This is a genomic window from Pseudoalteromonas sp. QJM3NY_12 (genome assembly GCF_056173165.1).
Genome location: NZ_CM149661.1, coordinates 160389 through 185534, shown reverse-complemented (window position 1 = coordinate 185534; position 25146 = coordinate 160389). Strand labels below are relative to the sequence as shown.

Below are 25146 nucleotides of genomic sequence, written 5' to 3'. Positions count from 1 at the left end.
TTAACGCTGGCGCATTACCCCTTCTTGAATCGTCGAGGCAACTAAATTGCCTTGGCGGTCAAAAAACTGACCACGTACCAGCCCTCTTCCTGAACTCGCGCTTGGGCTATCAATGGTATATAACATCCAATCATCCATTCTAAATGGACGATGAAACCACATAGCATGATCTATGGTCGCAACTTGCATATTCGGCTGCATAAACGACACACCATGTGGCTGCAGTGCGGTTGGTAAAAACTCAAAGTCAGACGCATACGCCAATAAGTAATTATGAATACGTTGATCGTCCGGCATATCGCCATTGGCTTTAAACCAAATATGTTTTACCGGTTCTAGGGCTTCAGGTTTAAAGGGGTTATGAAAGTTCACCGGACGCATTTCAATCGGCATTTCACGAATAAACTTATTACGGATTGCTTCAGGAATATGCTGTGCATTTTCTTGATAAAACTCTAACGAAGAACGCAGTTCTTCAGGAGCTGGAACATCAGGCATAGTGGCTTGATGCGATAACCCCTGCTCTTCACCTTGAAACGACGCTGTCATGTAAAAAATAGGTTTACCGTACTGAATCGCACTGACACGTCGAGTGCTAAAACTTTTACCATCACGTATAGTTTCTACATCGTACACAATCGGTTTTGCAGCGTCGCCTGGGCGTAAAAAATAAGAATGTAAGGAATGAACAATACGCCCAGCTGGTAGTGTTTCTTTAGCTGCTGAAAGCGCTTGCCCCATAACTTGACCGCCAAACACCGCTCTAAACCCTAAATCTTGGCTTTGTCCTCGATATAAACCTTGCTCAATTTCTTCAAGTGACAACAACGATAATAAATCATCTAATACTTGGCTCATTATTTCTTCCTCAATCCCCTAATTTATAAATGATACTATACAATAGTTAAAAAATACTAACTCACTGATTGAGGAAATCTAATATGGCATTTTGGCTTTTTAAAACCGAACCCGACGCCTTTTCAATTGATGACTTAAAGCAAGCGCCACAGCAAACAACGCTATGGGAAGGTGTACGCAACTACCAAGCGCGTAATTTTATTCGCGATGATGTAAAGCAAGGTGATTTAGTGATGATTTATCATTCTAGCTGCAAACAAGTTGGCGTTGCAGGGCTTGGTGTGGTTGCTAAGGCTGCTTACCCTGATCCAACGCAATTTGATTTAAGTAGCGACTATTACGATGCTAAGGCAACCACTGAAAACCCTCGCTGGTTTGTGGTAGAAATAACTTATCAGGCGCATTTGAGTAGTTTAGTAAGCCTGCAAGCGATCAAAGCAAATACTGCTATAACTGATATAGCACTTAAAAAAGGCGGGCGTTTATCGGTCATGCCAGTGACCGAAAATGATTGGCATGAAATTTTAAATATGGCGACATAAGCCACTAAAACAACTACACTTTCTTCATTAAAATAGTACTCCACCAGCGCAGCATGTCACCGCTCGATTTTCTTATGGAGCCAAATTTGTTATGATCTTCGGCTTGCTTTACTGGAGGAAAAATGAAATTACTGTATTGGTTGGATGAATGGTTAACTCTCAGCGATGATGAGAGGCAAGCAAAACTACCAGCCTCTGGTGGAGATTTACTCGGTGATGTGTATGTAAAGTATCACTTTGTTGACCTCAATAAACCCCTGCTTTTTACTTTTTCTCCTGCGGGCACCGATATACAAGAACGCGATCTAAATGAAGACTTTGCCCCTTGGGGCTATCATTTAGCGCAAAAGCAAGATGTTAATATTATTGCGTTTCAGCATTTGGGTAAAAGCAATTGGTTTCGTAACCGCAATTTAATCTTTTTTATTGAGCAGCTATCAACTTTACTCTCTCCTTTTAAAACTAAGTTAGGCTATGGGCTTAGCCGTGGCGGCTTTGCTGTGGGTGCATTTGCTAAGTTACTCAAACTCGATAAAGTACTGCTTTTCCATCCTGTTAGCACCAAAAACAAACTTATCGCCCCTTGGGATGACCGCTCAAGTACTGAAATTGCTCAGCAATATGACTGGCAAGATGACTACCATGATTTAGATTTAGGGGATGCGAAAGGTTACATTATTTACGATCCAACCAATCGTATTGACCGCCAACATGCTAAACGCTACAAACAGCTCACTCACTTACGCGTGTTTGGTATGGGGCACGGCACTCACGCTACTTACTTGAATAAGTTTGGCTTTTATAAACAAGTAGCGGTTGATTTTATTCGTGATCAGCAAATCGACATTGCGCAATTTAGGCTGCAAACAAAAACACTGCGTTTAAAAGAGGATTATTATAAAAAACTTAATAAAGCCAACGCTAAATCGGCACATCGCCAAGCGTTATTAAGTACCGCTCACACTATTTTAATCGACGAAAAAGCAGCGCACGTTAAAGAGCACCAAGAGAAAATTGATATTCAGCCTTTAATAGAGGTAGCTATTAAGCATCAAGACGAAAGCCCAAATGATGCTATTAAGCTATTAGAAGTTGCTCAACAACTCGTGCCAGACGACCCGCTCGTTGAGCATAAGCTGAGACAATTAGAATAAGTAAAAAAGGTACTCATGCTTTACTTTTTCTTGGCGTGCCCTTGCTTGGGTACAATCGAGAAGTAAAGAATCAGCGCTATCCACGAAAAGAAGATAGCGCCAACTAGCCAGCCATTTTTTTCATGGCCTTGGCTACGCTTACTGTTAAGAATTATCATGATAGGAAAAATGTAAGCACATAAAACAATAATTAAAAAAGCAACTTCAGTCATTATTTTTCCAAGCTAAGCCAATCAACTTCACCACTTAACACCCGCTCTTGTGCGATGTAATGCAGAATATCACCCGCATTCACTGCATAATCTAGAGGTGGGTTTAAATCCATATTCTTTGCACTTAAATTATGAGCTACACCTAACAATATTGCATTATGATCGTACTTAAAATGATGAAATAATTTACCAAATTCCATGGTTTTTATATCACTAGGTATTTGTAGGCTAAATTGCGTATCACCATGCAAAGTAGATAATAGCTCTTCTTGAACACGGCTTGAGCCTGGGTCTTGCATTGAGCGCACCAAAATCTCTGCTGACTTAGTGCTACTACACTCTACATTGTGGCAATGCTCTAATAACATTTCCACTTTCGTTTCATCAAAAAAGTGTGCACTAATGTGACAATCTTCTTTGACTAAACGGCTAATACGCAGTGCAGTAGTAAATGTTTGGTCATCATCTTGGCCATCAATAATCACTTTATCGGCATGGCGAATGGCAACGCGTTCTAATTCATCCAAATCGGTAAAACTAGTCAAACGAGCAAAATCAACATTCTCATTACTTAAAAATGGATGCTCTATTTGTTCAGTAACCGCCAATAGAATACGGCGGTCTGTACGTTTAGTATCAGCCAAAATATAGTCGATCATTTTTTTTGTTCGAGCATTATGCCAACCAAAAATAATAATGTGATTGCTACTGTGAGCAAAGTTTTTATCACCAGTCATAGCGCGCCTAATTAAGTAAGTTACTGTTTGCCCTGTTTTACCTAACAAGACACCAAATAAAGCCAAACCAAAGGGTATTTGTATTAATGCGACAATCCAACGGCCCAAGTCAGATGATGGACTTAAATCTCCATACCCTACTGTTGAAGTAGTTACCGTGTAGTAATAAAAAAAGGTTCCTGGTGAAAGTAGTGCTTGCTCATTCGCAATAAATAATAAGCACCAAGTAAGCAACATGTGTAAAGACGTTGCTATTACAACTGACTGCCAGCTCACCTGATCAATATGGCTGCGCAACAGCACAACAATACGTTTAAAAATATGATGCATAATTGTTTGTTAATCGATTGATTATTTGAATCATTTGGTAACACGATACTGCACATCATAACACTTAAGCAACGTTTTACTGTAATCGAAATATTCACGGTTCGTTATGAATAAAAATAAGAGTAAACTATAGTTATTAAGTTATGAGGAAAGAATGGGTCTATTATGTCAGGTGTTTTAGCGTCAGTTGATCAGCGTACTCAGCTTGTAGGTGAGAACCGTTTAGAGTTGCTACTGTTTTATTTACATAGCCGCCATTTATTTGCACTCAATGTATTTAAAATTAAAGAAGTGGTGAAGCTTCCCCGTTTAAGCAAAATACCGCACTCTCACCCTAAGGTGACGGGTGTTGCCAATATTAGGGGTGAATCTATTCCGGTGATTGATTTACGCCAAGCCATTTCTATGTCACACAAAGAACATGGTGAAGACTGTAATTTGGTAGTGACTGAATATAACCGTACCACTCAAGGTTTTTTAATTGGTAAGGTTGATCAAATAATGAACATGACCTGGTCTGATATTATGCCACCACCCAGCTCAGTCGGTAAAAATCATTACATTACTGCACTTACTAAAGTACAGCGCGACGACGTGGAGCACTTGGTAGAAATTATAGATGTAGAAAAAGTACTGGCTGAAATAGTTGAGTACGAGGTTAATATTTCTGATGGCGTGTTAGATGAAACCATAGTTAACGAGTTCTCTGGGCGAAAAATACTACACGCTGATGATTCGCCAACAGCACGCAAGCAAGTAAGCGATACATTATCGCAGCTTGGTATCGAAATTGTTCCTGCCAGTAATGGCTTGGAAGCACTCAATATGCTTAAAGGTTGGGCCGATGAAGGCCGCGATGTTGAAAAAGAATTACTTATGGTGATTACCGATGCCGAAATGCCCTCAATGGATGGTTATCGCTTAACCTATGAAATACGTAACGACAGCCGCTTAAAAAACTTACATGTAGTACTTAACACCTCCCTAAGCGGCAGCTTTAACCAAGCCATGGTAGAAAAGGTTGGCTGTGATGCATTTTTATCAAAATTTCAGCCTGACTTACTAGTGCAAGAAGTACAAAACCGTCTAAAACATGTGTTAAGCAGCACCTAATTACAAAACTAGCAAATATCTGCTTGGGTAAATATTTGCTAGTAACACTCTCCTCATCAGCAACCTTTAAAAACCTGCCTTACTGAGTGGTTATTCAAAGCGGTGTTTGCTAATCCTAAGGTTTCATGATTAATTAGTAAATAAGTTTTCACTAACTCGTTATTAATTATGCTCAATAAAGTTGCCAGCCCGTTTACTAAGCTCGTCGAGCGCTACTTACCCGACCCATTTATATTTGTCATTTTGCTCACTATTATTACCTTGAGCATTGCGAATTTAGCGACTCCTGCAACCACACTTGAGGTAATAACATCATGGGGAAGCGGGTTTTGGAACTTACTTAGCTTTGCCATGCAAATGCTGTTGGTGCTAGTAACAGGCTATATGCTCGCCAGTACCTCTTTAATAAGTAAGTTACTAACAAAATTAGCAACGCTTGCTAATACGGCCCCAAAAGCCATTATTTTAGTGACATTTATCTCGCTTTTAGCAAGCTGGCTTAATTGGGGGTTTGGATTAGTGATTGGGGCTTTATTTGCTAAGGCTATTGCTAAGCAGACTCGAGTAGATTATCGGCTCTTAGTAGCAAGTGCTTACTCAGGTTTTGTAGTATGGCACGGCGGATTGGCAGGCTCCGTACCACTAACCATTGCCAGCGAAGGGCATTTTTCACAGGCAACAATGGGTATTATTGGCACCGAGCAAACCTTGTTCGCAGGTTTTAACATTGCGATTCTGATTGGCTTATTTATTATTATGCCGTTGGTTAACCGCTACATGCTACCGAGTGAAAAAGACAGTGTTTATATTGACCCATCACTGCTTAAGAACACTCTACTCGATAGAGTAATAATAACACGCCCTGCGCAACATTTAGAACAAAGCAAACTGCTAGGCATGGGCATTGGCTTACTCGGACTTGCCTACTTAGGTTATTACTTTTTTATCGCAGGTGGCGGCTTAAATCTCAACAGCGTGATAGCGCTTTTCTTATTTTTAGCTATCACACTACATCAGACCCCCCACAATTTACTAAATAGCCTACAACAAGCGATTCCAAGTGGCGGGGGAATTGTCATTCAGTTCCCTTTTTATGCCGGTATTATGGCCGTTATGGTCGATACAGGGTTAGCACAACAAATATCGCAGGGCTTTATTGCCATAGCGGATGCCGATAGCTTGCCATTTTACAGTTTTATTAGTGCAGGGTTAGTTAATATGTTTGTGCCATCCGGTGGCGGCCAATGGGCTGTACAAGCACCTATTGTTATCCCTGCAGCACAAGAGCTTGGTGCAGATATGGCAAGGGTTGCTATGGCTGTAGCATGGGGAGATGCTTGGACGAATCTAATTCAACCCTTTTGGGCATTACCGGTATTAGCCATTGCAGGGTTAAAAGCTAAAGATATTATGGGGTTTTGCGTGGTACAGCTGATTATTACTGGGGTGTTTATATCGCTGGTATTGAGCTTTTATTAATCTAACTGGGCTGTAACTTATATTACAGCCCGCGCTTACTTAGCTTGATAAAATCTTCATCGGTAAACTTAATATCGCGTTTTCTGAATCTGCAAAGTGCATCATTACCGCAATGTGCCCTGCAACAACGAGTGCATACATTACCGCGGAAAAACCTTGGCCGTATTTATCTAATGGCAGTAAATGTGAGTAATGGCGGCCACGCCATTCAAACACAATTTCTAGCGCCCCAACAAATAAAAAGAACACTAATAACATTAAACCAAAGGTGTAACTTAGCCATAAACCAAATAGCACACCTAGTAAGCACACACTTAAACCAAACCAAGAGCGCATCGAGAAACTTATGCTTTTTAGTACATGCCCGCCATCAAGCGGTAAAATAGGCAGTAAATTGAATAAATTAAGCAGTGCACTAAGCACTGCAACACCTGCAAATATTTCCATTTCCGTAGCGTAATAAAGCACTACACCAAGCACAGAAGTAAATAAACCAAAGGCAGGCCCCATAAGTGATATAACCACATCTTGCCAGCGCGTAGTTATTTTATCGTCGCTAACGGCTAACCCGCCTACAAAAGGAATTAAATAAATGCCTTTAGTTTTAATGCCAAAATACTTCATAGCTCGTACGTGGCCATATTCGTGTACCACCAGGCAAGCAATCAGCATTAACGCAAACTCAATGGTAAACAGCCAAGCATAACCGGCCACCGATGCGCTCGCTAGCGCCACTTTAACAACTTTAGCACTTTTAAATAATTTAAAGCCAAGCGCCGCGAGCCCTAAAAACCCCTTTTTAGGTGCGCCCTGTGCTGCTACAGGTAAAGCTAACTGAGTTGCAAACTGATTATTTACATATAGCGCCAAGCTTTGCTGGCTGACCTCGTTGCTATCAATACCAATTAACTGCTCATCAAGCATAAACTCGACATAATTTTCACGTGGGTTTTCAAATGCAATCGCTTGCTGATCATGAAATATTTTTACAACTTGCTGCTCTGCTATCATCAGCGTAAACGGTTGCTCTGCCAGAGAAAGTTCGACTTTTATCATTATTCTAACCATTATAAATTATGCCGCTAGTATACCTTCCCACCAAAAAAACACGAGTGAGCTAGCATAATTTTATTAGCGATAATGTAAGCTAAAAATGCCTGAAATACTGACAAAAACAATTCAAGCGACTATTTTTAATATTACAGGAAGTAAGCTTCAACTACTAAGGACACCAATGCGAACTCAATTGCCAAATATACTCGTTGTTGATGACTCAAAAGCCATTTTAATTGTTATGAAAGCGATTTTTAATGAGCTCGAAATGCCAGAAGTTACCACTTGCTTAAGCGCAGTTACAGCACTAGAGAGAGTAAAGCCTGATATAAACTTTTATGACGCCATATTTACCGATCTGAATATGCCAGAAATGGATGGTATGGAGTTAATTCGTAACTTAGGTGAAATAGGCTATTGCGGTGCGATTGTTATTATTTCTGAAATGGATCCTAAAATAATCAGCCTAGCAGCTGATCTAGCCAAGCAGCATAATGTGCATTTAATTGGTAACCTTACCAAGCCAGTACAATTAAATCAGGTAAATATGTTACTTGCCAAAATAGCGCAGTTAAACAGCCATACGCTTGTAAAAGAGCGCCCAATTACTAAAGCTAAACTTGTTAGCGCATTAAAAAATAATGAAATAACACCGTTTTACCAGCCTAAGATAAATATAAACACCAACTTTATACAAAGTGTTGAAGTATTGGCTCGTATTGTTTCAAATAAAAGCGAACGCGTGATTTTACCAAGCCGTTTTATTAGCCTTGCTGAGCAATGCGACTTAATCAATGACATTACTTTTACGCTGTTTGAAAAAGCCTGCAGTGACTTAAAGCAGCTGAAAGAACAATTAGGAGAAAACTTAAAGTTGTCATTTAATATGTCGCCATGCCAGTTAAATGATTTGAACTGCCCTAATAAATTATTACAGTTATTACAAAAGCACGGCGTGCTTCCCAGTGATGTGGTTGTTGAAATAACCGAGCAACATGCCCTTTCAAGCTATACCCAACTTGAAACCTTAAACAGATTAAGAATATTTGGTTTTGGTATCTCACTGGATGATTTTGGTACTGGCTTTACTAATATTAACCAACTGAAACAGCTGCCATTTACAGAAGTAAAAATAGACCGCTCTTTTATAAGCCACATTGAAACAGATAAGTTTTCGCAAGTTGTGGTCAACTCATTGATTGATATGACTAGCCAAGAGCAACTGCAACTTGTTGCTGAGGGTGTTGAACGTCCGGAAGAACTTGCCTATCTAAAGCACTATCAAACAAATTTAGCTATACAAGGATTTTTGTTTAGTTGCCCAAAAGCAAAAGCTGAATTTATCTCGTGGGCACAACACTGGATAAAAACAGCTGCTAAAACAAATAATAACTAAGGTCTGCTGACCTTTGCCGGTTGATATTTACTAAATACCCCTAACGAGATTCATTATCCTCGGCGCTGACGATATGCTCACTATCCGCTAAACGTTGATGCCAACGTTGCTTAGCCACGGCACGCATGTTGGTAGATTGATCTCGCTCATCAACAATTTCTAAACCCATTAGCGCCTCTATCATATCTTCTAGGGTCACTATTCCTTGCACATCACCGTATTCATCAATCACTAAACAAATATGGGTACGCTTGGTAAGTAATATTTGTAATAACGACGATACGTTTTGCGTACTCGGTACTGTATAAATAGGCTTAACCAACTTACTAATCTTGTAGTCTGTACCTAAGCGGTGGTATGCCAACATAATGTCGTTTTTATGAACAAACCCTATTATATCGTCAGCATCTTTGTCGTAAATTAGCACTCGAGAGAATGACGAAGAGCCATGTTCGCTTAAGTACTGATTTACAGTAAGATCTTTATGAATTTTAAAAATAACCGTGCGCGGGGTCATTAAGTCGGTTAGTTTTGCGTGCCTAAAATGCAGTAAGTTTCGAATGATCTCTGACTCATCAGCATGAAGTGCCCCTGACTCACTGCCAATATCGGCCATCGCTTCTATTTCTTGGCGAATATAATAGGCCTCATTATGCTTTTGCCCCATCAAATTGGTTAGCTTTTGTGCAGCCCATACAAATGGCTTAAGCACTAACACCAAAATACGTAAACCATAAGTCACACTTGGTGTTAAAGCACGCCAATAGTTGGCACCCAAGGTTTTTGGAATAATTTCAGATAACACCAATACCAATAAAGTCATAATAGCAGATGCAATCCCCACTGCTGCATCTGAAAACACCACGGCGGCTTGTGCACCTACTCCTGCGGCACCAGCAGTATGGGCAACAGTATTAAGCGTTAAAATAGCTGCTAATGGTTGATCAATATTACTTTTTAGTATTTCAAGTTGTTTAGCCAGCACCGGCCGCTCTTTGCGCAACAATGCAACATAACTAGGTGAAATACTTAATAGTACGGCCTCCATGATTGAACACAAAAACGAAATCACAATCGCTGTAACCATGTAAACGATTAATAGTGTCACTTTCTCTCCGATAAGTTGGATAAATACCCGATGATAATAGCCATCATAACAATACATGTTATATTTGGCCAAATCTCCAATAACAATAGGCATAGCAATGAATTTAAGCGCACCTTGGTATCGTTACACAAGACGTTTTACTCGCTTGGCAACCCTACTCACATTAAGTAGTTTGAGTTTAACGGCATTAGCTGCCCCACTCGATCAATCAAAAATTCAGTTTATCGGCCCACTTGCAGAAGATATGCAAGCAAAGCCATTTCAGACCCCCCATGGCGACGTGATTATTAATAATCTGCTTGCACAACTTGAATCAAGTGCAGAAAGCTTTGTTGTGTTTGGTAAAAAGCATAAGTGGCAACCACTTGATAAAATTAACGCGCTTACTTTAGGCGGTTTACAAGCACTTAAATTTCATATTGAAACGGACCGGTTTACTCAAGGCTCCTTAAACATTGAAGGAATAGAGCAAGGCCAGATTTTTATCAATGGTGAGAAGCAAACTGGTGAAAACCAACGCTATCAGCTTGCTTTAAATAACGGCTCACATACCGTGGTTGTCATCGCTCAACAGGTTGCTAATTGGAATGATGTCACCTTAGAGTTTGTGCCAAAAGCAGAAACTGACGTCGTGACCCTAACGACAAATAAAACCAAGCGCTTATCGGCTAAACAATTGTTTGACGCCCCGACTATTAGCGGTTTGTCTTTGTCGCCTGATGCTAAGTATTACTTAAGTACAACAAAGCGCTTCAGCGATAAAACAGGCAACAACGCCATTACCACAACCGAGCTTAAAAATACTAATAACCAAACGGTATACCGATTTGAAGAAGTGCAGCCTAGCCAATTTACTTGGAGTCCTGATAACCAATTTTTAGTTTATTTACTCAACGGTGAATTAAAGCAGTTAAACCGTAAAACTTTCGCTATAAAAACCTTAGCCTCAGGCCTTGAGGGGACAAGCAACTTTAGCTATTACAACGATAATAGTATTCTTTTTAGCTGGTCTAAATCATCTGAAGAAACCAATAGCCTCACTAAACATCATAAAGGCTTACAAGACCGTTGGTCTTATGCCCGTACGGTTAGCCAATTATATTTACTCGATACCAACAGTGGTTTAACCAAAGCTCTGACCGAAGGCGTATTGAGCCATCAACTTGAAGATGCTAACAGCAACCGTGGAAAGCTATTAATAAGTCGCCCAATAATGGCGATGCAAGCCTCAACTCACCCAGAGACTGAGCTGGTTGAACTTACATTAAAATCCAACAGCATAAAATCATTAGGTAAGTTTAAAAACTTTAATCAAGCTAAATATGCCGCAAACAATATTTATGTTGTTGCAGGCCCTGATTTTAAAAATGGTGCAGGCAGAACAATACCAAAGAACATGCTGGCTAATAATTACGATGGCCAGCTTTACTTACTAGCTGATAACGCAAAAAAAGTAACGGCGTTAAGCAAACAGTTTGACCCCGCAATTGGCACATTAGAAGTACTAAGCAATGGTGATGCGCTAATCAAAGTGACAGAGAAAGATACCCAACCACTGTATTTATTTGACCTGAGTAAACAGCGCTTTAAAAAGTTAAATACAGGCTTTGATATTGTGCAGCAATTTAGCTTTTCAAATACGCGCAATGCCCAGTTATTAATTAGTGGCAGCAATGCGTCGAGCGCTCAACAACTCAAGCGCTTAGACGTAAGTAAAAACAAGGTAGAGCTCATTTGGGATTCAAACCCGATTGCTTATGCCAATACGGCTATTCCTGCGCTTGAAGAATTTAACTTTACCAATAAGCGTGGCGTAGAAATCTCTGGCCGTGTTTATCTGCCAAACAATCTTGATAAAGCCAAGAAATACCCTGCTCTTGTTTATTATTATGGAGGCACCTCACCAGTAACACGCGGGTTTACTGGGCGCTACCCTTTTAACTTATGGGCAGCAAACGGATACGTGGTTTATGTTGTACAACCAACCGGCGCAACGGGTTTTGGGCAAACTTTTTCAGCACAACATGTAAATGCTTGGGGCGACTATACCGCCGATGACATTATGGAGGGTACAGAGGCATTTTTAGCTAAATATAATTTTGTAGACAGTAGTAAAGTAGGTAACCTTGGTGCATCTTATGGTGGCTTTATGACTATGCTGCTTGCCACCAAAACCGATATGTTTAGCGCGTCTATTGCTCATGCCGGTATTTCAAACTTAACGTCATACTGGGGTGAAGGATGGTGGGGTTATTTATACTCAGGCGAAGCCTCAAAAAATAGCTTTCCGTGGAATAACCCTCAACTTTACAGCCAGCATAGCCCTGTATTTCATGCCGATAAAGTAACCACGCCATTACTGCTTATTCACGGTGACAGTGATACCAATGTGCCTGTGGGCGAAAGCTTAACTATGTACACCGCACTAAAACTGCTTAATAAAGACGTTGAAATGATAGAATACAAAGGAGCAGATCACCAAATATTTGCGCGCGATAAACGATTTAATTGGTGGAACACTATGTTGGCTTACTTTGACAAAAAGTTAAAAAATGAACCACAATGGTGGGATTCAATGTATAAAGATTAGAACTATAATGCGCACTTTGTCGATGAAGTAAAAAAGTGCGCATTACAAAATGCAATATTATTAGACCTATTCGGAATATAATGTTACCGAAAAACAATGTTCTCTGTGTTATACAGGCCATCAATAATGCTAATATGCAAAGCTGAAACTAAAAAAATAACAGACTATGGCAATTAATGTTTTATTGGTTGAGGATGACGAATTACTCGTAAAGCGCATCCAAAATCATTTTATAAATACCGAGTTTTCTATTGACGTTGACCCCACCGGGGCCGATGCGTTAAACGTTGTTAAAAGCCGCGTAAATCAGCGCAATACTATTTCCTTGGCAATAATTGATATTGTGCTACCAAAGCGCGACGGTTTACAACTTGCCAAAGAACTAAATACGCTCACCGATATTGGCGTTATCTTATTATCGAGTCGTGACTCACAAGCCGATCGAATTGCAGGCCTTGCCCAAGGTGCTGATGACTATATTTGCAAGCCTGTAGATTTACTTGAGCTTGAGCTAAGAATGCGCGCCCTATACAAACGTGTTGCCAATAATCACAGCGACGATGACAGTGAAGAGTTTATTGAATATGCCGATTTTAAACTTCATCCAGACAATCGCACCCTTATTACCGCCAGTGGGATTGAATCACGACTGACTGAAGCTGAACACAAGGTGCTTATTTGTTTGATTGGTAATGCTGGTAAAGCGACTTCCCGTGAAAAAATATCAGAAGAAATTGGCCAGCCCGATTGGAGCCCCAACGATCGCACAGTAGACGTGTTAGTGGGTCGCTTACGTAAAAAGCTGAACGATGAGAAAGATCAAAAACGTATTGTCACTGTTCGCGGTAAAGGCTATATGCTTTCAATTTAAAGCCTTAGTGTTGGGTTAACTGCGATAATAAACGTTCAAATGCCCGATAATTAAGCGCTTCTTTAAGCTCAATTAAACTGATTTGTGGCGCACCTTTTAAATCACTAATAGTTCGCGCCACTTTAATTACTCTATGATAAGAGCGCGGTGATAGCGCCAGCTTTTCACTGGCTCTGGCTAAAAACTGCAGTTCTGCAGGTGGTAACTCACAGTGCAAGCTCATCTCTTTATTATTTAACCGCGCATTTACTTTACCTTGGCGTTTAAGCTGAACTGCATAAGCTGCTTCTACTCGTGCCCTCACCTCAGCACTGGTTTCTTCTGTAGTTGTACTTTGTAGCTCCACACTGCTCAACCTTGGTAGTTCAATTTGCAAATCAATTCTGTCAATAAACGGCCCCGATACTCGCGATAAATAGCGCATTACCTGATCGGGTGTCGCCCGTTTATCATGATGGCACCCTGTCGGACTAGGGTTAAGTGCTGCAATAAGCTGAAACTGCGCCGGAAATTCCATTTGTCTGGCCGCGCGCGAAATCGTCACTGTTCCGGTTTCCATTGGCTCGCGTAATGAGTCCAACACTTTACGCTCAAATTCAGGGAGCTCATCTAAAAACAACACACCATTATGCGCTAACGATATTTCACCGGGTTTAGGGTTAGACGAGCCACCCACCAGCGCTACTGCAGAACAAGTGGGCAAACACATATAAGTTTAATTTAGATGGACATAGAAAGGCCTTTAAATTTAATTGGTTATAAAACATGAATTATAAGTCATGTCCATTTTTAAATTTTTTTAACCTTGAATTCCTTCATAAATGTCCATTAAGTGTAAGCCTATAATGAAGTTTCTAGGGGTAGGTTACTAAATAAAACTTATACATATACTTCATTGCATCAGCGCTATTTAACTATTTCTAAATTCAATGAATGTTATAGTATTTGCTGTAATGTCTAATTAATAATATTAAGTTAGATTTCACTAATTAAATATTAAGGCTATTGATGTTTAAAAGCATAAGTATGAAGAAGGTTATTTTAACATTCATCGCTATTTTGTCGTTACCGGCATTAGCTGGTTATCCATCGAGTTTTTCAAACGCTAAGAGCAAAGCAGAAAAGTATGTCTATCATGACAGAAATACGACGTTCTACTGCCAGTGTGACTTTGTTTTTGATGACATAGCCGATATTGATGACGATGGTGATGTTAAAGAAACAAAAGTTAATCCTCTTAGCTGTGGCTATAATCCACGTAACCCGATTACATCATCAGGCAAAGAGAATAAACGCGCATCACGTATTGAATGGGAACATGTAATGCCAGCTCATTTAATGGGTGGTAATTTAGACCAGTGGCAGAACCCTAAAGCATACAGCGAATGTAAGAGGTCAAATGGTAAATACTTATCAGGCCGAGATTGTGCTTATAAGTTGGTACCTTCATTTAAAAAGGCTCACAATGATATGAATAACCTTACACCAGCAGTTGGTGAGCTCAATGGAGATAGGTCTAACTTTAGCTTTGCCGTTATTGAAGGTGAAAAGAGAGCATACGGGCAATGTGACTTTGAAGTTGATTTTGCTACAGACTTAGCAGAACCAGCGGACTTTGTTAAAGGTAATATAGCTCGCATTTATTTTCATATGATTAAAAAGCATGGGGCTATTATTTCAGATGAAGAGATGGCTATGATGAACTCATGGGATAAAGCTGATCCAGTTGATGAGTGGGAGTGTGAAAGGAATAAGCGAATAGAAGCAGTGCAAGGGTTGGCTAATAGTTATGTGTCTAAAGCGTGTGAGTAAGGCAAATTCAATAGGCTGCTATGAGCGATAAGCGGTCATTGATACTGGCCAAATATCGTCGTTAATAGATTGGTTAAACTGCTTTTTGCGCATATATTCATGAAAATGAGCGCTGAGCGCATATTGTTCTATTTAACTTTACCTAAAAACTTTAGAAAACATAGTTATAGTAATACCTTAGGTTATTTGTTAAAACTATATAATGTAGAAAAATGAGCGTGGAGTTGGCAGAAATATGCGCGATGAGCGCACTATTAAATTGTTATATGCACGGGGAACTCATGGATAATCATAATACAAATAAAATAGGATTTTCTTTTCTGGCAGGTATGCTTTTCGGAGCAGGAATTATCTCTATATTGTTCGGACTTTATAGTATCTGGGATTTGAATATAAACGGTAGTGACAATTCAAAATATTGGTACTATTTAATTACAGGTGCATGCTCTATTTTTGCTTCACGCGAAGTTTCAAACAAGCAAAAACATAATATTCATTAACGTGTGCATATAACAAGGCAAGTCAAGCGGACAATTTTTAGCAGTCTGGTTCCGCTTCGCTACACATTTTAGCCTGCTAAAAATCGCCGTTGCTTGCGGCGTTATGTGCACGGAGGCTTAGCCATTGAATCTCGAAGCAACTTTAACTAAAAAATTACTTCAATTCTTTCCTAGCACAGCTGATAGAAAGTCGGTTGAAGTATTGCTTAACACATATGGGTCAGAGGCTCATGAACAAGAACCATTTAGAGTTAGGTTGGCGGTGTTAAAACTTACAGGGCCTGACATTGAAAAAGTTGCAAAATTTATCGAGTCAGCAAAACAAGACTACCGCGATATTATTACTTGGGCTGAGTATCCTCGCCAAAGTAAATCATGGTCTCTTAAAGGAATTAAAAAACAAAAATTAATCGAAGCGGATAAAAAAGAGTATGACAATTGGCTGAGCACATAACAAGCCATTACAGTAACGGGACTGATAACAGCTTGCTCGGTTCCGCTTCGCTTCACATTTTAGCAAGCTATTATCAGCCCCTGAATGGGGCGTTATGTGGCAGCGCTCACTTTCAATAAAGTATCTTAGGAGGATATTATGGCTACAGATACGAATACTTTCATTAAAGCATTCTATCCTGAGATGGAAATTAAAAATCCGGGTGAAGTACAGTATTATCATGTTGGCAGTCAGCTTGTTATTTTTTCGGATTACACTGTACCTTTGGATTATTGGTCGGCTGTTAGAGGTGACTTAAACTCAATTGATAAATATACCGAGTTTAGCTTTAAAACAATTGATGATGTTTTGAAAAAGATTAAAAACATTATTGATTATATTAAAAGAATTAAAGAGTCACATAATAATAGTATTTCAGTTCTTAAAAGATACTTATCGGAAAATAAACAATTTGTTTTATACCTGCGAAACTTTAAACACTCAGGTGGAGGTAAGATAATAATGGGCTCTGATGGGCCTGAAAGAATGGTAGGTCAAAACGAGTTAGCTGGCGACCATGCTATGCTTCCATTACTGAAAAGAAACTTTGAAAACATCCCTGTCATATGCCTTTCTAATACAGATATGTTTCATTTTGGATATGAGGAACATCTTGCTTTACGTGCGCATAAATTTAACTGGGAAGAGGTTGTTAGCATTCTTATTAAAGCAGCCAAAATGATTGTTGTCTTAGGTGAAAAACACATACGCTCTGTAGAAACTGAATGCAACTTAATTAAAAAATTTAATAAAGTGAATAATACTTTGGTTGTTACACGAACAAGAGAAACCTCTATAAATATCGATAAATTTAAAGAGGTTGGTTCCGTAATTGATTTTGAGGAATTTATTGATAAAGCAGAAGGTAATGGCTCTCGTTCCATCCTGAGTAAAAAAGGCAGAGAAAAACTAAATGAAATTTTTCATGCCTCTCCAGATACAGCTGTCAATGTTAAGCAATTGCTTAAATACGAGTGCTACATAATAGAAAGAAACTTCAATGGTACACCAGTTGAAATAGATCTGAATGCCAACGGTTGTTTTATACCAGATACCAAAGTAGAGTTCCTCGGAACTCTAACAATAATGAAAAAAGAGCTAATCCCCTTATATGAAAAATATCGAAATAGTCATTTAAGTGAAAAGAAAAAGAGTGAGCTTTTAAATGAGATAATTACAAGCAGTGTCAGGTATTTTCATGCAGCTATTGAAATAGAGGATTACCACTTAATAGCATCATCATTAGCTATTTTAGTCAATATATTAAAAGACTTGGATAACGATAACTTTGTAAATAGCTTGAACGATATGGTAAAACATGCGAATAGATTAGCGGATTTGAAAATATGAACAAAGAAGAATATTTAACCGAACGTGTTGATAAGCAAATTGATTGGTATGACAAAAAAAGTGAACTAAATCAAAAATGTTTCAAAAACATAAGACTTCTCGAATTTATCTGCGCTGCTATTATTCCGTTTATCGCAGGCATGGGGGAATCTGTATTATATGGTTCAATTATTATTGGTGTTCTTGGTATAGTTATAGCCATTTGTTCTGGTAGTTCTGCATTAAATAAGTATCAAGAGAATTGGCTAATGTATCGTACAACGTGCGAGACAATTAAACATGAAAAGTTTCTATTTTTAACTAATAGTCAGCCTTATGACACTGTAAATCCATTCAATCAGTTCGTTGAGCGTATAGAAAACTTAATTTCTAAAGAAAACTCTCAATGGTCAAAATCAAGCGGGAAAAAGCCACATAACAAGTCACTAAAGCAGGACTCGTAACAGTTGGCTCGGTTTCGCTACACATTTTAGCCAACAATTACTCGCCTCTTAGTGAGGCGTTACCAATGACCGCCCATGGCACAAGTCGGCCATTCACTGTCAGATTTGATTCAACTCTAAAAATCAAGTCTGGCAGATCAAGTTATTTATTCATATAAACCTATTAATACACTACTTTTATCAAGCAATTTCTTGAACGACTAACTCCCTTATTTAATAATTTTTCTGATTTAAAGTATGTTATCTAGTAATACGAATCAGTCTTGAGTACTTTATTAAGTTCATCGAAAAGTGAACCAACTAATTTATCCTGAACATCTGCTTTGGCTTTTTTAGGCATGGAATGATTATCGAAGGTTTTAATCACAGAAAAGTATGCTGGATACCAGGCCTTAGTAGCATTAAAAGTATCTGACAGATAATCTTTCGAAGGAGACAATATAGCATTTTTTACAGCTAAGTTTAGATTAAAACTTGCAACACCTAAATCAACTCCACCGTATACAAGTAAGCCTTGAGCTAATCTATCCATCTTATGAATTTGTTGATTTACATCATCTAAGTTAACACGCTTATTATTTAATAATTTCATTAGCTCCTGAAATGCTAAAAGATATTCTTCGGCACGCGTTCTAATTTCTTTTGCATTTTCATTAGCGTTAGCCGCAGATAAAATGCTTATGTCTTTTTCGGCTTGAGTCTTTGCACTTTCCAAAGCGTAATTGGATGAAATTAGAGCGGCTCCAAAAGATGCTATAATTGCAACAGTGCCAGTAATGACCTGACTCAAGAGCATATTTTTATTTTCCATAAACCTTGTATCTTCAGATTAAAATTTAACGATACATTAGATCATGATATTTACACTACGGTTATTTCCTTAAATTTTTATAACAAAAAAAATTATATTTATCTTCATTATAGTTAACTTTTACTACCCCTAGCTTATTGAACATCTCTTTGGCTACTATTAACTCTACTTCACCAGTATTCTCAATATGGTCATTATAAATTGCATCTTGATAGATAAACAGAACAGTATCTGAAAACTCTTCGAGTTCGTTGCAATTAGATAAATCACTTAGGATTGGTCGTTTAGATACTCTTTTCTCAACTTCAATTGGGACTGAAGAAGTAATAATTACTGGAATATCTAACTCTCTAGCTAAACTTTTTAACTGTCTAGCTATACTCTTTGAGGAGTTATCTTTTAAGTTAGATTGGGGGGTAAGGTGCTGAATAGAATCAATAACAATTAATTCAAGTTTATGTTCTGAATAAAAATCTATACACTTTTTTCGTAATGCTTCAACTGTCGAGAATATACTTTCATCTATATATAATGGGGATTCTAGTAAGAGGCCCATGGCAGCCGACGTTCTTGCCCATTCGTCATCATCTAAACTTGCACGAGAAAAAGAGTTATAGTTAACAGAGGCAACAGACGAAACTAATCGCCGAGTCAATTGTTCAGCTGTCATTGTCATCGTAAAGTATGCAACTGGTAATTTGTTACTCAGTGCAGCATGAGTAGCAATATTTAAAGCTAAATCACCTTTTCCCATATTGGGACGAGCAGCAATAGTGACAAGCTGAGAGGTATGCAACCCATCAATAAGCAGATCTAAATTTTCTATCCCTGTTTCTATGCCTGAAATCAAGCTTTCTTCGCTGTAATTAAGTTCTAGTTTATCTACGAAGCGCTCTAATAGATCATCCATACCGCGTAATCCAAAGCTTTCTCTCATTCTGCTTTTTAATTCAATTCTTTGAGATATGGCTTTCTTTATACCTCTAACAACATCTAACCAAGCATCATCATGGCTATTCCAACTGGTGACTGGCTTTGCAGACGCAGGTAATGCTTGAAGCTTTGCAAATGGAGCTCCTTCCCAATCTGTAGGCCTTAATATGATAGGAATCACAATTGATTTATTTTCTTCATGATTATCAATTGCTATTGAAAGTTCTTTTCCATAGCAATAATCAGACGCTATGAAATCTGAGCTTACTAATAGTAAAATTATGTCAGCACTTTTTATATTATCATTAATTTCTGGTTCCCATTCTTGACCGGCAGATATACTTCGATCATGCCAGTTTGATATAAAGCCTTTTCTTTTCAAGAGTGATAAATGAGTTTCTAACTCATCCCTGAGCCCCACATCTTTATGACTGTAACTGTAAAAAATTGATAACGATGAGTTTTCCATAAATTAATACCTAACAAGACATGTATAAATTGCATAGCCGAAAGTGAGATTGAAAGGTAAGCATATAGCCAACTATTAATTGAATCTATATCTTTTATATTAATGTACCGCTTTCTAAATAATAAAAAGGAGATACTTGTCAAAAGGATGTATCGGTTGTTTAAAGTTCACTACAACAGCTTTCATGAGGAAAAATAATACCCATACCAGCTTCAATACATTAAAAAACAGCTACAGTTGTTAATGACGTCAGTAAAAACTTCGCAAGAGAGCGAGGTGCCCCGAGTATATTAACTACAGCAATTAGGCGTTACGGTGACTATTTATCTGCCAGTGCCAGTTCGTCGTTAATTACTAAAACTAACCCATCACAGTTTGAGCCAGCACTTAGTCTATTTATTATTCTCAACGGCTGGTGAAACAAAATTTATGTTGTTTCGTCTCTATGAATTGAACTATTAGATGATTTTTGGGAAGCAGAATATTCAGATCCATACTTTATAAAATCTCTAAACTCATCTTCAGAGAGTGTATTATGGCCGGCATTATACCCATCGTATTTACCTGTCAATTGATTATAAATTGACGAGGTACAAAAAAAGACAAACGAACCACTCAAAAACCTTTGCGCACGACGAGCATTATCTGGTAATTGCTCACCTTCATATTCATTATACTCCCAGCAGGTATAGTCACTATATTCTCCAGGATAAACTTCCGTTAGCTCCTCGGACATCCCTCTGTAACTAATGGTATTAGGAATGCCTGTTGGCTCGATCTCATTTGACTCTAACCTAAAATAATCCCATGAAGGATCAACCCCAAATGATTCATAAGATAACTTTTTTGGATTTATTAGCTCCACCATTTTTTCTCCAACATGAAGAGCTATAAACCCTTTTTCTTCAGCTAGAGATGCACTGGTGACAGTAAGGCCACCACCATTTGGAAAAAACATGTGATTTAAAGATTTTGCTTTTGACAATTCATTTATTACTTGAATAATAGAGTTTATATCAGTCCAAGTAGCTCTTTCCGGTGTTCCAAATGGAAAAAGCTTTTCTTGAAGTTCAAACCATTCAGTTAAATTACGCTCTTCAAAATCTCTGTTTAGTGCCACCCATTTCTCCATTTCCTCAATAAGCAAAGAAACATTGGGTCTAATAGTAGGGTTATTATCAGTTGCTTTAGTGAGAAGATCATCTAATGAAGTTAAATATAATTCAGGATGGTAGTTATTCAACCCCAGAGAACTATGCGCTACATATTGACCGTCAAAGCCCCTCTTTTCGCCAGAGAGAGCTATCCATAGCGTTTTAGCAAATGAATACACATCGGCACTTTTGCCATCAGCCTTGTAAGCATAGCGTCGCATCTCTGGTGCCATTGTAAATTTTGCACCAACATCCCTTCTTTCTGGTGTAATAGACTCTCTCGCGGGGTATTTAACTAATCCAAAGTCAGTAAGTACAAGCCTTTCACTTAGGTATAATAGATTTTCTGGCTTAATATCTCGATGAGCTATATCTAAATCATGTAGTTCATTTAAACTTTTTGCTAAAGTGATAAAGTCATTAACAATATTGATAGGTTTTTTATACTCTACATATTTATCAAAAGGCTCAGCCAATGGCATTACAAACCAAGGATTTCCATCTACTTTACTATCCGGAATGAAAGAGTCATGTATATTTATGACACCATCAATATCTATATTTCTGAGAACAGCTTCTTCGATAGCAAATCTCTTAAAAGTTATGTCATCAATATTTTTTAAAACTTTTAGAGCAAAAAGTTCATTTCCTTTATTTGTTACCTTCCATACTTCACCGTTCCCACCCGCACCTATTTTTTCAATTAGTTTCCAGCTGCCTACCTTCCTATCTTTCTTGAATTTGAACTTAGCTATCATGAACTAGCGTGCTCCCTATGCCTCGCAGGCTTGGTTTCCCTAAAAAATCTATAAAAATCTGTATAAGGCAATTATTAAGCTACAATAACACTTACTCAAGCTCAATTTGATACCTTTCCCTTGGTGGCATTACCTCTTCAAACTCACAGTTTAACGCATTTACTAACTTGTAGAGAGTTTCGAGTCTAATGTTAACATTACCCCTTTCCATTTTTCCGTAATTGCCTCGTTCAATACCAACATAGGCGGCAAAACCTTCTTGTGAATAACCCGCCTCTTTACGTTTCTCTCGTAACTTTTCGCCAAAATGTTTAACTAAATCACTCACCTGATTTTCCTCAAGGCAAAATGATTAGATTTTCATGTTGAGGGCTAAACTACCACGCCCTATAATACCCATTATTATAAGAAGTTTATTAGGATTTACTTTGAAATTTGACCCTCTCGTAGCTCAAATTATTGTTGCACCAAATTTTGATAACTTTACAACAAGTGATGTACGTTCAGCATACTTAGTATTAAAAAGTGATTCTTCTTTAGTACCTACAGCAGTTAGGCGAAGTATATATGCCGAATTGATCAAGCTTGTTAAAAAAGGCTGGCTGAAGAAAGTGGTGTCAAATAAAAAGGGATTTACACGATTCAATAAAACAGAGAGCTTTAACGTTGACGTAATTACTCAGCTAGCTGATGCAATACCTATTACAACTACAGAAAAGGCTGATGATAAACACGCGCTGTTACTTAGTAAGTTAAATCATTACAAAGCCGAACTACTATTGAATATGGGGGAGTCTGAGGCATATAAAGAGCTTTATTTGGAGTCACCCGAACTTGTAGATGAGCTTCAACCACAATACAACAAAGCGAGAGACAACAACACCAGAATACTTGGCAAAATTAGAGCAATTGAAGGCTTACTGAAGCAGAGCGAAGCATTAGAGAAAATATGAAACTAAGACTATGGCAAGCCGAGTGTATTAATTTAGCGCTTACACAATATCAGAACGGCAATAGCCACTTTTTAGCCTTGGCAACTCCTGGGGCGGGTAAAACTTTGATGGCTGCAGAATTAGCTAATCAGTTATTAAAAAGCAATATGGTCGATTTAATTATTTGTTTTTCACCGTCGTCTATTGTATCTCAAGATTTTAAGGAAAGCTTACAGCTAAAAACGAATGAACGATTTGATGGCCTTATTGGCGCTAAAGGTAGAGCTTTAACCTATCAAAGCTTACAGTATTTAGATGTGCACTTTTGGCAGCTATTTGAACGATACCGTGTTTTTGTAATATTTGATGAAATTCATCATTGTGCTGGCTCTAATATTGACAATGCTAATGCATGGGGTGAGCAGATAATTATTAACATTCAAAATAAAGCACAGTACACATTAGCCTTAACAGGCACTCCTTGGCGCTCTGACGCTGCTCCTATTGTTCTTTCATCATATCAGCAGGCTAACAATAAAATTGCGTGTGACTACGTTTATGGGCTTTCTGAGGCTATTGGAGATAATGTTTGTCGAGTTCCACAAATAGTAGCTGTAGATAATAGCCGCATTACAGTTATAAATGACGCTGAAACCAAAACATTTAACTGCTTTAAAACTTTATTAAACGACTCTGGCGTTTCTTATCAAGAAATTATTGAAAATGAAGCGGTAATAAAATACATGATTTCTTCAGCTCAAAAAAAGCTGACTTCAATCAGATTGAAAAACCCCGATGCCGCAGGATTGATTGTTGCATCTTCTGTTGAGCATGCCCATCAAATCTCTATGTTAATGCGAACTTATTTTGACGAGGATAGTATTGTTGTAACCTACCGAGAAAATGAACCTACAAGTATTATTCAGCAGTTTAGGTATGCACAAACTAAGTGGATTATTTCTGTTGGTATGATTAGCGAAGGTACAAACATCCCTCGTTTGCAGGTTTGCTGCCATCTTACAAACATAAAAACAGAAATGCATTTTAGGCAAATATTAGGCCGTATACTGAGAGTAACAAACTCTAAAAACCAAGAAGCTATTATGTATATGCCCGCCGAACCTAAGCTTTTAGAGTACGCGTATAGGGTTAATCAAGATGTTCCATTCGAAGCTGATGTAGTTAAGTTTGAAAAGATTGAAACTCCTGCTAAAGATAAAATTGTTGATACAAATTCAAGCGTTATTACTTTTAGTAAACAAAGTAAAAAAACTTCCAAAGCTCAGGTTGATTTTGATGACTTTTTTGATCAGCCAGTTATGAATAATAGGCCTGAAGCGACAGAGGAGCATTTTTTAACCGGTGCCTATGAGCGAATAATTAATATATCAGGCCGCTTTCAGCAAGAAGCTATTGCTTTGGGGTTAAGTGAATTGCAGTAAATACGCTAGAATTTATCTCAAGTAGACCTCTTCAGGTAACATCGATTTCAGTTACACGAGGAAACATAATTTAATTTAAGGTGTTGCTATGTATAGCTTCTCTGAAATTCATAAACAAATAGACCTTATAGAGATTTTAAGCAATAGAAATATCAGTGAAAAATCTAGTCATCTAGAACAAATTAACTTTATACATCAAGGTGTAGATATCAAAGATGCTGAGCGTTTAAGGACAGAGCTAGAATGGGATATTCGAGCATTTTCCTCAGCTATTAGAACTAGCAAGAGCTCATATGTACGCCATAAAAAAGAATTAAAGCCTTTAAATACCACTTTAAGTGAAAATGCATTTGAAATTGCAAAAGTCAGCTCTTTTTGTCTTGATTACTTTGAAAATATAGAACGTTTTAATATTTGGTTAAATACTCCTTCACTTCTATTCGACTCTAAAAAACCTTTAACATTTATAGATACTATGACTGGACGTGAATTAATTAAAAATACCGTAAACAGGCTCAAACATGGCTATAACGCCTAAAAGTAAAGTGCCTTAGGACATGAGGCCAAGTTCTATCCTTTTTTTAATTTACTATCACTTTAGAGATT

The 25146-nt window shown here is 38.1% G+C and carries 24 protein-coding genes and 1 pseudogene; 15 read left to right on the top strand and 10 right to left on the bottom strand.

Translation table 11 applies throughout. The annotated features are described in order from the left end of the window. Window positions 1-858 (bottom strand): acyl-CoA thioesterase II, encoded by an 858-nt coding sequence (gene tesB, locus AC0VZ5_RS00890; RefSeq protein WP_010391943.1) that lies wholly within the window; start codon window positions 856-858, stop codon window positions 1-3. 83 nt (window positions 859-941) lie between these two features. Between tesB and AC0VZ5_RS00885 the strand changes: the two genes are divergently transcribed. Continuing rightward, the gene (locus AC0VZ5_RS00885) at window positions 942-1400 is read left to right on the top strand and encodes an EVE domain-containing protein (RefSeq protein ID WP_475473806.1); all 459 of its coding nucleotides are present in this window, start codon (window positions 942-944) and stop codon (window positions 1398-1400) included. Between the two features lie 122 nt (window positions 1401-1522). Further along, entirely contained in the window at window positions 1523-2554 is a 1032-nt protein-coding gene (locus AC0VZ5_RS00880; protein ID WP_198522383.1) for a cytosolic protein, read from the top strand. 20 nt (window positions 2555-2574) lie between these two features. Here the strand turns inward: AC0VZ5_RS00880 and AC0VZ5_RS00875 are convergent, their stop codons facing one another. Both AC0VZ5_RS00875 and AC0VZ5_RS00870 read right to left on the bottom strand, forming a co-directional pair. Beyond that, window positions 2575-2766 (bottom strand): hypothetical protein, encoded by a 192-nt coding sequence (locus AC0VZ5_RS00875; RefSeq protein WP_010391937.1) that lies wholly within the window; start codon window positions 2764-2766, stop codon window positions 2575-2577. Then, entirely contained in the window at window positions 2766-3833 is a 1068-nt protein-coding gene (locus AC0VZ5_RS00870; RefSeq protein WP_475473803.1) for a potassium channel family protein, read from the bottom strand. Before AC0VZ5_RS00870 ends, AC0VZ5_RS00875 begins: the two co-directional genes overlap by 1 nt. Window positions 3834-3998: 165 nt before the next feature. On the opposite strand from AC0VZ5_RS00870, the gene AC0VZ5_RS00865 reads away from it, so the two are divergent. Continuing rightward, complete coding sequence (locus tag AC0VZ5_RS00865; RefSeq protein WP_138605943.1) at window positions 3999-4946, top strand: chemotaxis protein CheV; 948 nt, start codon at window positions 3999-4001, stop codon at window positions 4944-4946. 168 nt (window positions 4947-5114) lie between these two features. After that, window positions 5115-6425 (top strand): short-chain fatty acid transporter, encoded by a 1311-nt coding sequence (locus tag AC0VZ5_RS00860; protein ID WP_475473802.1) that lies wholly within the window; start codon window positions 5115-5117, stop codon window positions 6423-6425. Window positions 6426-6464: 39 nt separating this feature from the next. On the opposite strand, the gene AC0VZ5_RS00855 is transcribed toward AC0VZ5_RS00860, so the two are convergent. Next, complete coding sequence (locus AC0VZ5_RS00855; RefSeq protein WP_475473800.1) at window positions 6465-7481, bottom strand: metalloprotease; 1017 nt, start codon at window positions 7479-7481, stop codon at window positions 6465-6467. 178 nt (window positions 7482-7659) lie between these two features. Between AC0VZ5_RS00855 and AC0VZ5_RS00850 the strand changes: the two genes are divergently transcribed. Then, window positions 7660-8874 carry an EAL domain-containing response regulator gene (locus AC0VZ5_RS00850; RefSeq protein ID WP_475473798.1) on the top strand — a complete coding sequence of 405 codons (1215 nt, stop codon included), beginning with the start codon at window positions 7660-7662 and terminating at the stop codon, window positions 8872-8874. Window positions 8875-8914: 40 nt separating this feature from the next. Here AC0VZ5_RS00850 and AC0VZ5_RS00845 read toward each other — a convergent pair whose 3' ends face one another. After that, entirely contained in the window at window positions 8915-9982 is a 1068-nt protein-coding gene (locus tag AC0VZ5_RS00845) for a CNNM domain-containing protein (RefSeq protein WP_138605937.1), read from the bottom strand. Between the two features lie 97 nt (window positions 9983-10079). On the opposite strand from AC0VZ5_RS00845, the gene AC0VZ5_RS00840 reads away from it, so the two are divergent. After that, entirely contained in the window at window positions 10080-12572 is a 2493-nt protein-coding gene (locus AC0VZ5_RS00840; RefSeq protein WP_290171238.1) for an alpha/beta hydrolase family protein, read from the top strand. A gap of 166 nt (window positions 12573-12738) precedes the next feature. Continuing rightward, window positions 12739-13443 carry a response regulator transcription factor gene (locus tag AC0VZ5_RS00835; protein ID WP_138605934.1) on the top strand — a complete coding sequence of 235 codons (705 nt, stop codon included), beginning with the start codon at window positions 12739-12741 and terminating at the stop codon, window positions 13441-13443. Between the two features lie 4 nt (window positions 13444-13447). On the opposite strand, the pseudogene AC0VZ5_RS00830 reads toward AC0VZ5_RS00835, so the two are convergent. Next, window positions 13448-14140 (bottom strand): annotated as a pseudogene (locus AC0VZ5_RS00830) (ATP-binding protein); the annotation flags it as partial. 329 nt (window positions 14141-14469) lie between these two features. On the opposite strand from AC0VZ5_RS00830, the gene AC0VZ5_RS00825 reads away from it, so the two are divergent. From AC0VZ5_RS00825 to AC0VZ5_RS00805, 5 genes are all read left to right on the top strand, one after another. After that, window positions 14470-15255, top strand: a complete 786-nt coding sequence (locus tag AC0VZ5_RS00825; RefSeq protein ID WP_475473794.1) for an endonuclease — start codon at window positions 14470-14472, stop codon at window positions 15253-15255. Between the two features lie 281 nt (window positions 15256-15536). Further along, window positions 15537-15755, top strand: a complete 219-nt coding sequence (locus AC0VZ5_RS00820) for a hypothetical protein (protein WP_475473792.1) — start codon at window positions 15537-15539, stop codon at window positions 15753-15755. A 124-nt stretch (window positions 15756-15879) separates the two neighbouring features. Further along, window positions 15880-16209, top strand: a complete 330-nt coding sequence (locus tag AC0VZ5_RS00815) for a hypothetical protein (RefSeq protein WP_475473790.1) — start codon at window positions 15880-15882, stop codon at window positions 16207-16209. 138 nt (window positions 16210-16347) lie between these two features. After that, window positions 16348-17598: a hypothetical protein gene (locus AC0VZ5_RS00810; RefSeq protein ID WP_475473788.1), complete on the top strand. Its 1251-nt coding sequence runs from the start codon at window positions 16348-16350 to the stop codon at window positions 17596-17598. After that, window positions 17595-18041: a DUF4231 domain-containing protein gene (locus tag AC0VZ5_RS00805; protein ID WP_475473786.1), complete on the top strand. Its 447-nt coding sequence runs from the start codon at window positions 17595-17597 to the stop codon at window positions 18039-18041. The genes AC0VZ5_RS00810 and AC0VZ5_RS00805 overlap by 4 nt, the downstream gene beginning before the upstream one ends. A gap of 244 nt (window positions 18042-18285) precedes the next feature. On the opposite strand, the gene AC0VZ5_RS00800 is transcribed toward AC0VZ5_RS00805, so the two are convergent. From AC0VZ5_RS00800 to AC0VZ5_RS00785, 4 genes are all read right to left on the bottom strand, one after another. Next, a complete protein-coding gene (locus AC0VZ5_RS00800; RefSeq protein WP_290190752.1) occupies window positions 18286-18852 on the bottom strand; it encodes a hypothetical protein in 567 nt (188 codons plus the stop codon). A 61-nt stretch (window positions 18853-18913) separates the two neighbouring features. Further along, entirely contained in the window at window positions 18914-20254 is a 1341-nt protein-coding gene (locus tag AC0VZ5_RS00795) for a DnaB-like helicase C-terminal domain-containing protein (RefSeq protein WP_290190751.1), read from the bottom strand. Between the two features lie 427 nt (window positions 20255-20681). Then, window positions 20682-22166, bottom strand: a complete 1485-nt coding sequence (locus tag AC0VZ5_RS00790; protein WP_475473783.1) for a serine/threonine protein kinase — start codon at window positions 22164-22166, stop codon at window positions 20682-20684. Between the two features lie 91 nt (window positions 22167-22257). Next, complete coding sequence (locus AC0VZ5_RS00785) at window positions 22258-22494, bottom strand: helix-turn-helix domain-containing protein (protein WP_475473781.1); 237 nt, start codon at window positions 22492-22494, stop codon at window positions 22258-22260. Between the two features lie 100 nt (window positions 22495-22594). Here AC0VZ5_RS00785 and AC0VZ5_RS00780 point away from each other — a divergent pair, with 100 nt between their 5' ends. The 3 genes from AC0VZ5_RS00780 to AC0VZ5_RS00770 all read left to right on the top strand — a co-directional run bounded on the left by AC0VZ5_RS00780 (window position 22595) and on the right by AC0VZ5_RS00770 (window position 25078). Continuing rightward, window positions 22595-23119 carry a hypothetical protein gene (locus AC0VZ5_RS00780; protein WP_475473779.1) on the top strand — a complete coding sequence of 175 codons (525 nt, stop codon included), beginning with the start codon at window positions 22595-22597 and terminating at the stop codon, window positions 23117-23119. Beyond that, complete coding sequence (locus tag AC0VZ5_RS00775) at window positions 23116-24540, top strand: DEAD/DEAH box helicase (RefSeq protein WP_475473777.1); 1425 nt, start codon at window positions 23116-23118, stop codon at window positions 24538-24540. Before AC0VZ5_RS00780 ends, AC0VZ5_RS00775 begins: the two co-directional genes overlap by 4 nt. An 88-nt stretch (window positions 24541-24628) precedes the next feature. After that, window positions 24629-25078, top strand: a complete 450-nt coding sequence (locus tag AC0VZ5_RS00770; protein WP_475473775.1) for an antitoxin Xre/MbcA/ParS toxin-binding domain-containing protein — start codon at window positions 24629-24631, stop codon at window positions 25076-25078. Window positions 25079-25146: the final 68 nt, after the last annotated feature.

Coding starts and splice junctions, on each gene's coding strand:
- tesB (WP_010391943.1), bottom strand. CDS start 858: ATGAGCCAAGTATTAGATGATTTATTATCGTTGTTGTCACTTGAAGAA.
- AC0VZ5_RS00885 (WP_475473806.1), top strand. CDS start 942: ATGGCATTTTGGCTTTTTAAAACCGAACCCGACGCCTTTTCAATTGAT.
- AC0VZ5_RS00880 (WP_198522383.1), top strand. CDS start 1,523: ATGAAATTACTGTATTGGTTGGATGAATGGTTAACTCTCAGCGATGAT.
- AC0VZ5_RS00875 (WP_010391937.1), bottom strand. CDS start 2,766: ATGACTGAAGTTGCTTTTTTAATTATTGTTTTATGTGCTTACATTTTT.
- AC0VZ5_RS00870 (WP_475473803.1), bottom strand. CDS start 3,833: ATGCATCATATTTTTAAACGTATTGTTGTGCTGTTGCGCAGCCATATT.
- AC0VZ5_RS00865 (WP_138605943.1), top strand. CDS start 3,999: ATGTCAGGTGTTTTAGCGTCAGTTGATCAGCGTACTCAGCTTGTAGGT.
- AC0VZ5_RS00860 (WP_475473802.1), top strand. CDS start 5,115: ATGCTCAATAAAGTTGCCAGCCCGTTTACTAAGCTCGTCGAGCGCTAC.
- AC0VZ5_RS00855 (WP_475473800.1), bottom strand. CDS start 7,481: ATGATAAAAGTCGAACTTTCTCTGGCAGAGCAACCGTTTACGCTGATG.
- AC0VZ5_RS00850 (WP_475473798.1), top strand. CDS start 7,660: ATGCGAACTCAATTGCCAAATATACTCGTTGTTGATGACTCAAAAGCC.
- AC0VZ5_RS00840 (WP_290171238.1), top strand. CDS start 10,080: ATGAATTTAAGCGCACCTTGGTATCGTTACACAAGACGTTTTACTCGC.
- AC0VZ5_RS00835 (WP_138605934.1), top strand. CDS start 12,739: ATGGCAATTAATGTTTTATTGGTTGAGGATGACGAATTACTCGTAAAG.
- AC0VZ5_RS00825 (WP_475473794.1), top strand. CDS start 14,470: ATGAAGAAGGTTATTTTAACATTCATCGCTATTTTGTCGTTACCGGCA.
- AC0VZ5_RS00820 (WP_475473792.1), top strand. CDS start 15,537: ATGGATAATCATAATACAAATAAAATAGGATTTTCTTTTCTGGCAGGT.
- AC0VZ5_RS00810 (WP_475473788.1), top strand. CDS start 16,348: ATGGCTACAGATACGAATACTTTCATTAAAGCATTCTATCCTGAGATG.
- AC0VZ5_RS00805 (WP_475473786.1), top strand. CDS start 17,595: ATGAACAAAGAAGAATATTTAACCGAACGTGTTGATAAGCAAATTGAT.
- AC0VZ5_RS00800 (WP_290190752.1), bottom strand. CDS start 18,852: ATGGAAAATAAAAATATGCTCTTGAGTCAGGTCATTACTGGCACTGTT.
- AC0VZ5_RS00795 (WP_290190751.1), bottom strand. CDS start 20,254: ATGGAAAACTCATCGTTATCAATTTTTTACAGTTACAGTCATAAAGAT.
- AC0VZ5_RS00790 (WP_475473783.1), bottom strand. CDS start 22,166: ATGATAGCTAAGTTCAAATTCAAGAAAGATAGGAAGGTAGGCAGCTGG.
- AC0VZ5_RS00775 (WP_475473777.1), top strand. CDS start 23,116: ATGAAACTAAGACTATGGCAAGCCGAGTGTATTAATTTAGCGCTTACA.
- AC0VZ5_RS00770 (WP_475473775.1), top strand. CDS start 24,629: ATGTATAGCTTCTCTGAAATTCATAAACAAATAGACCTTATAGAGATT.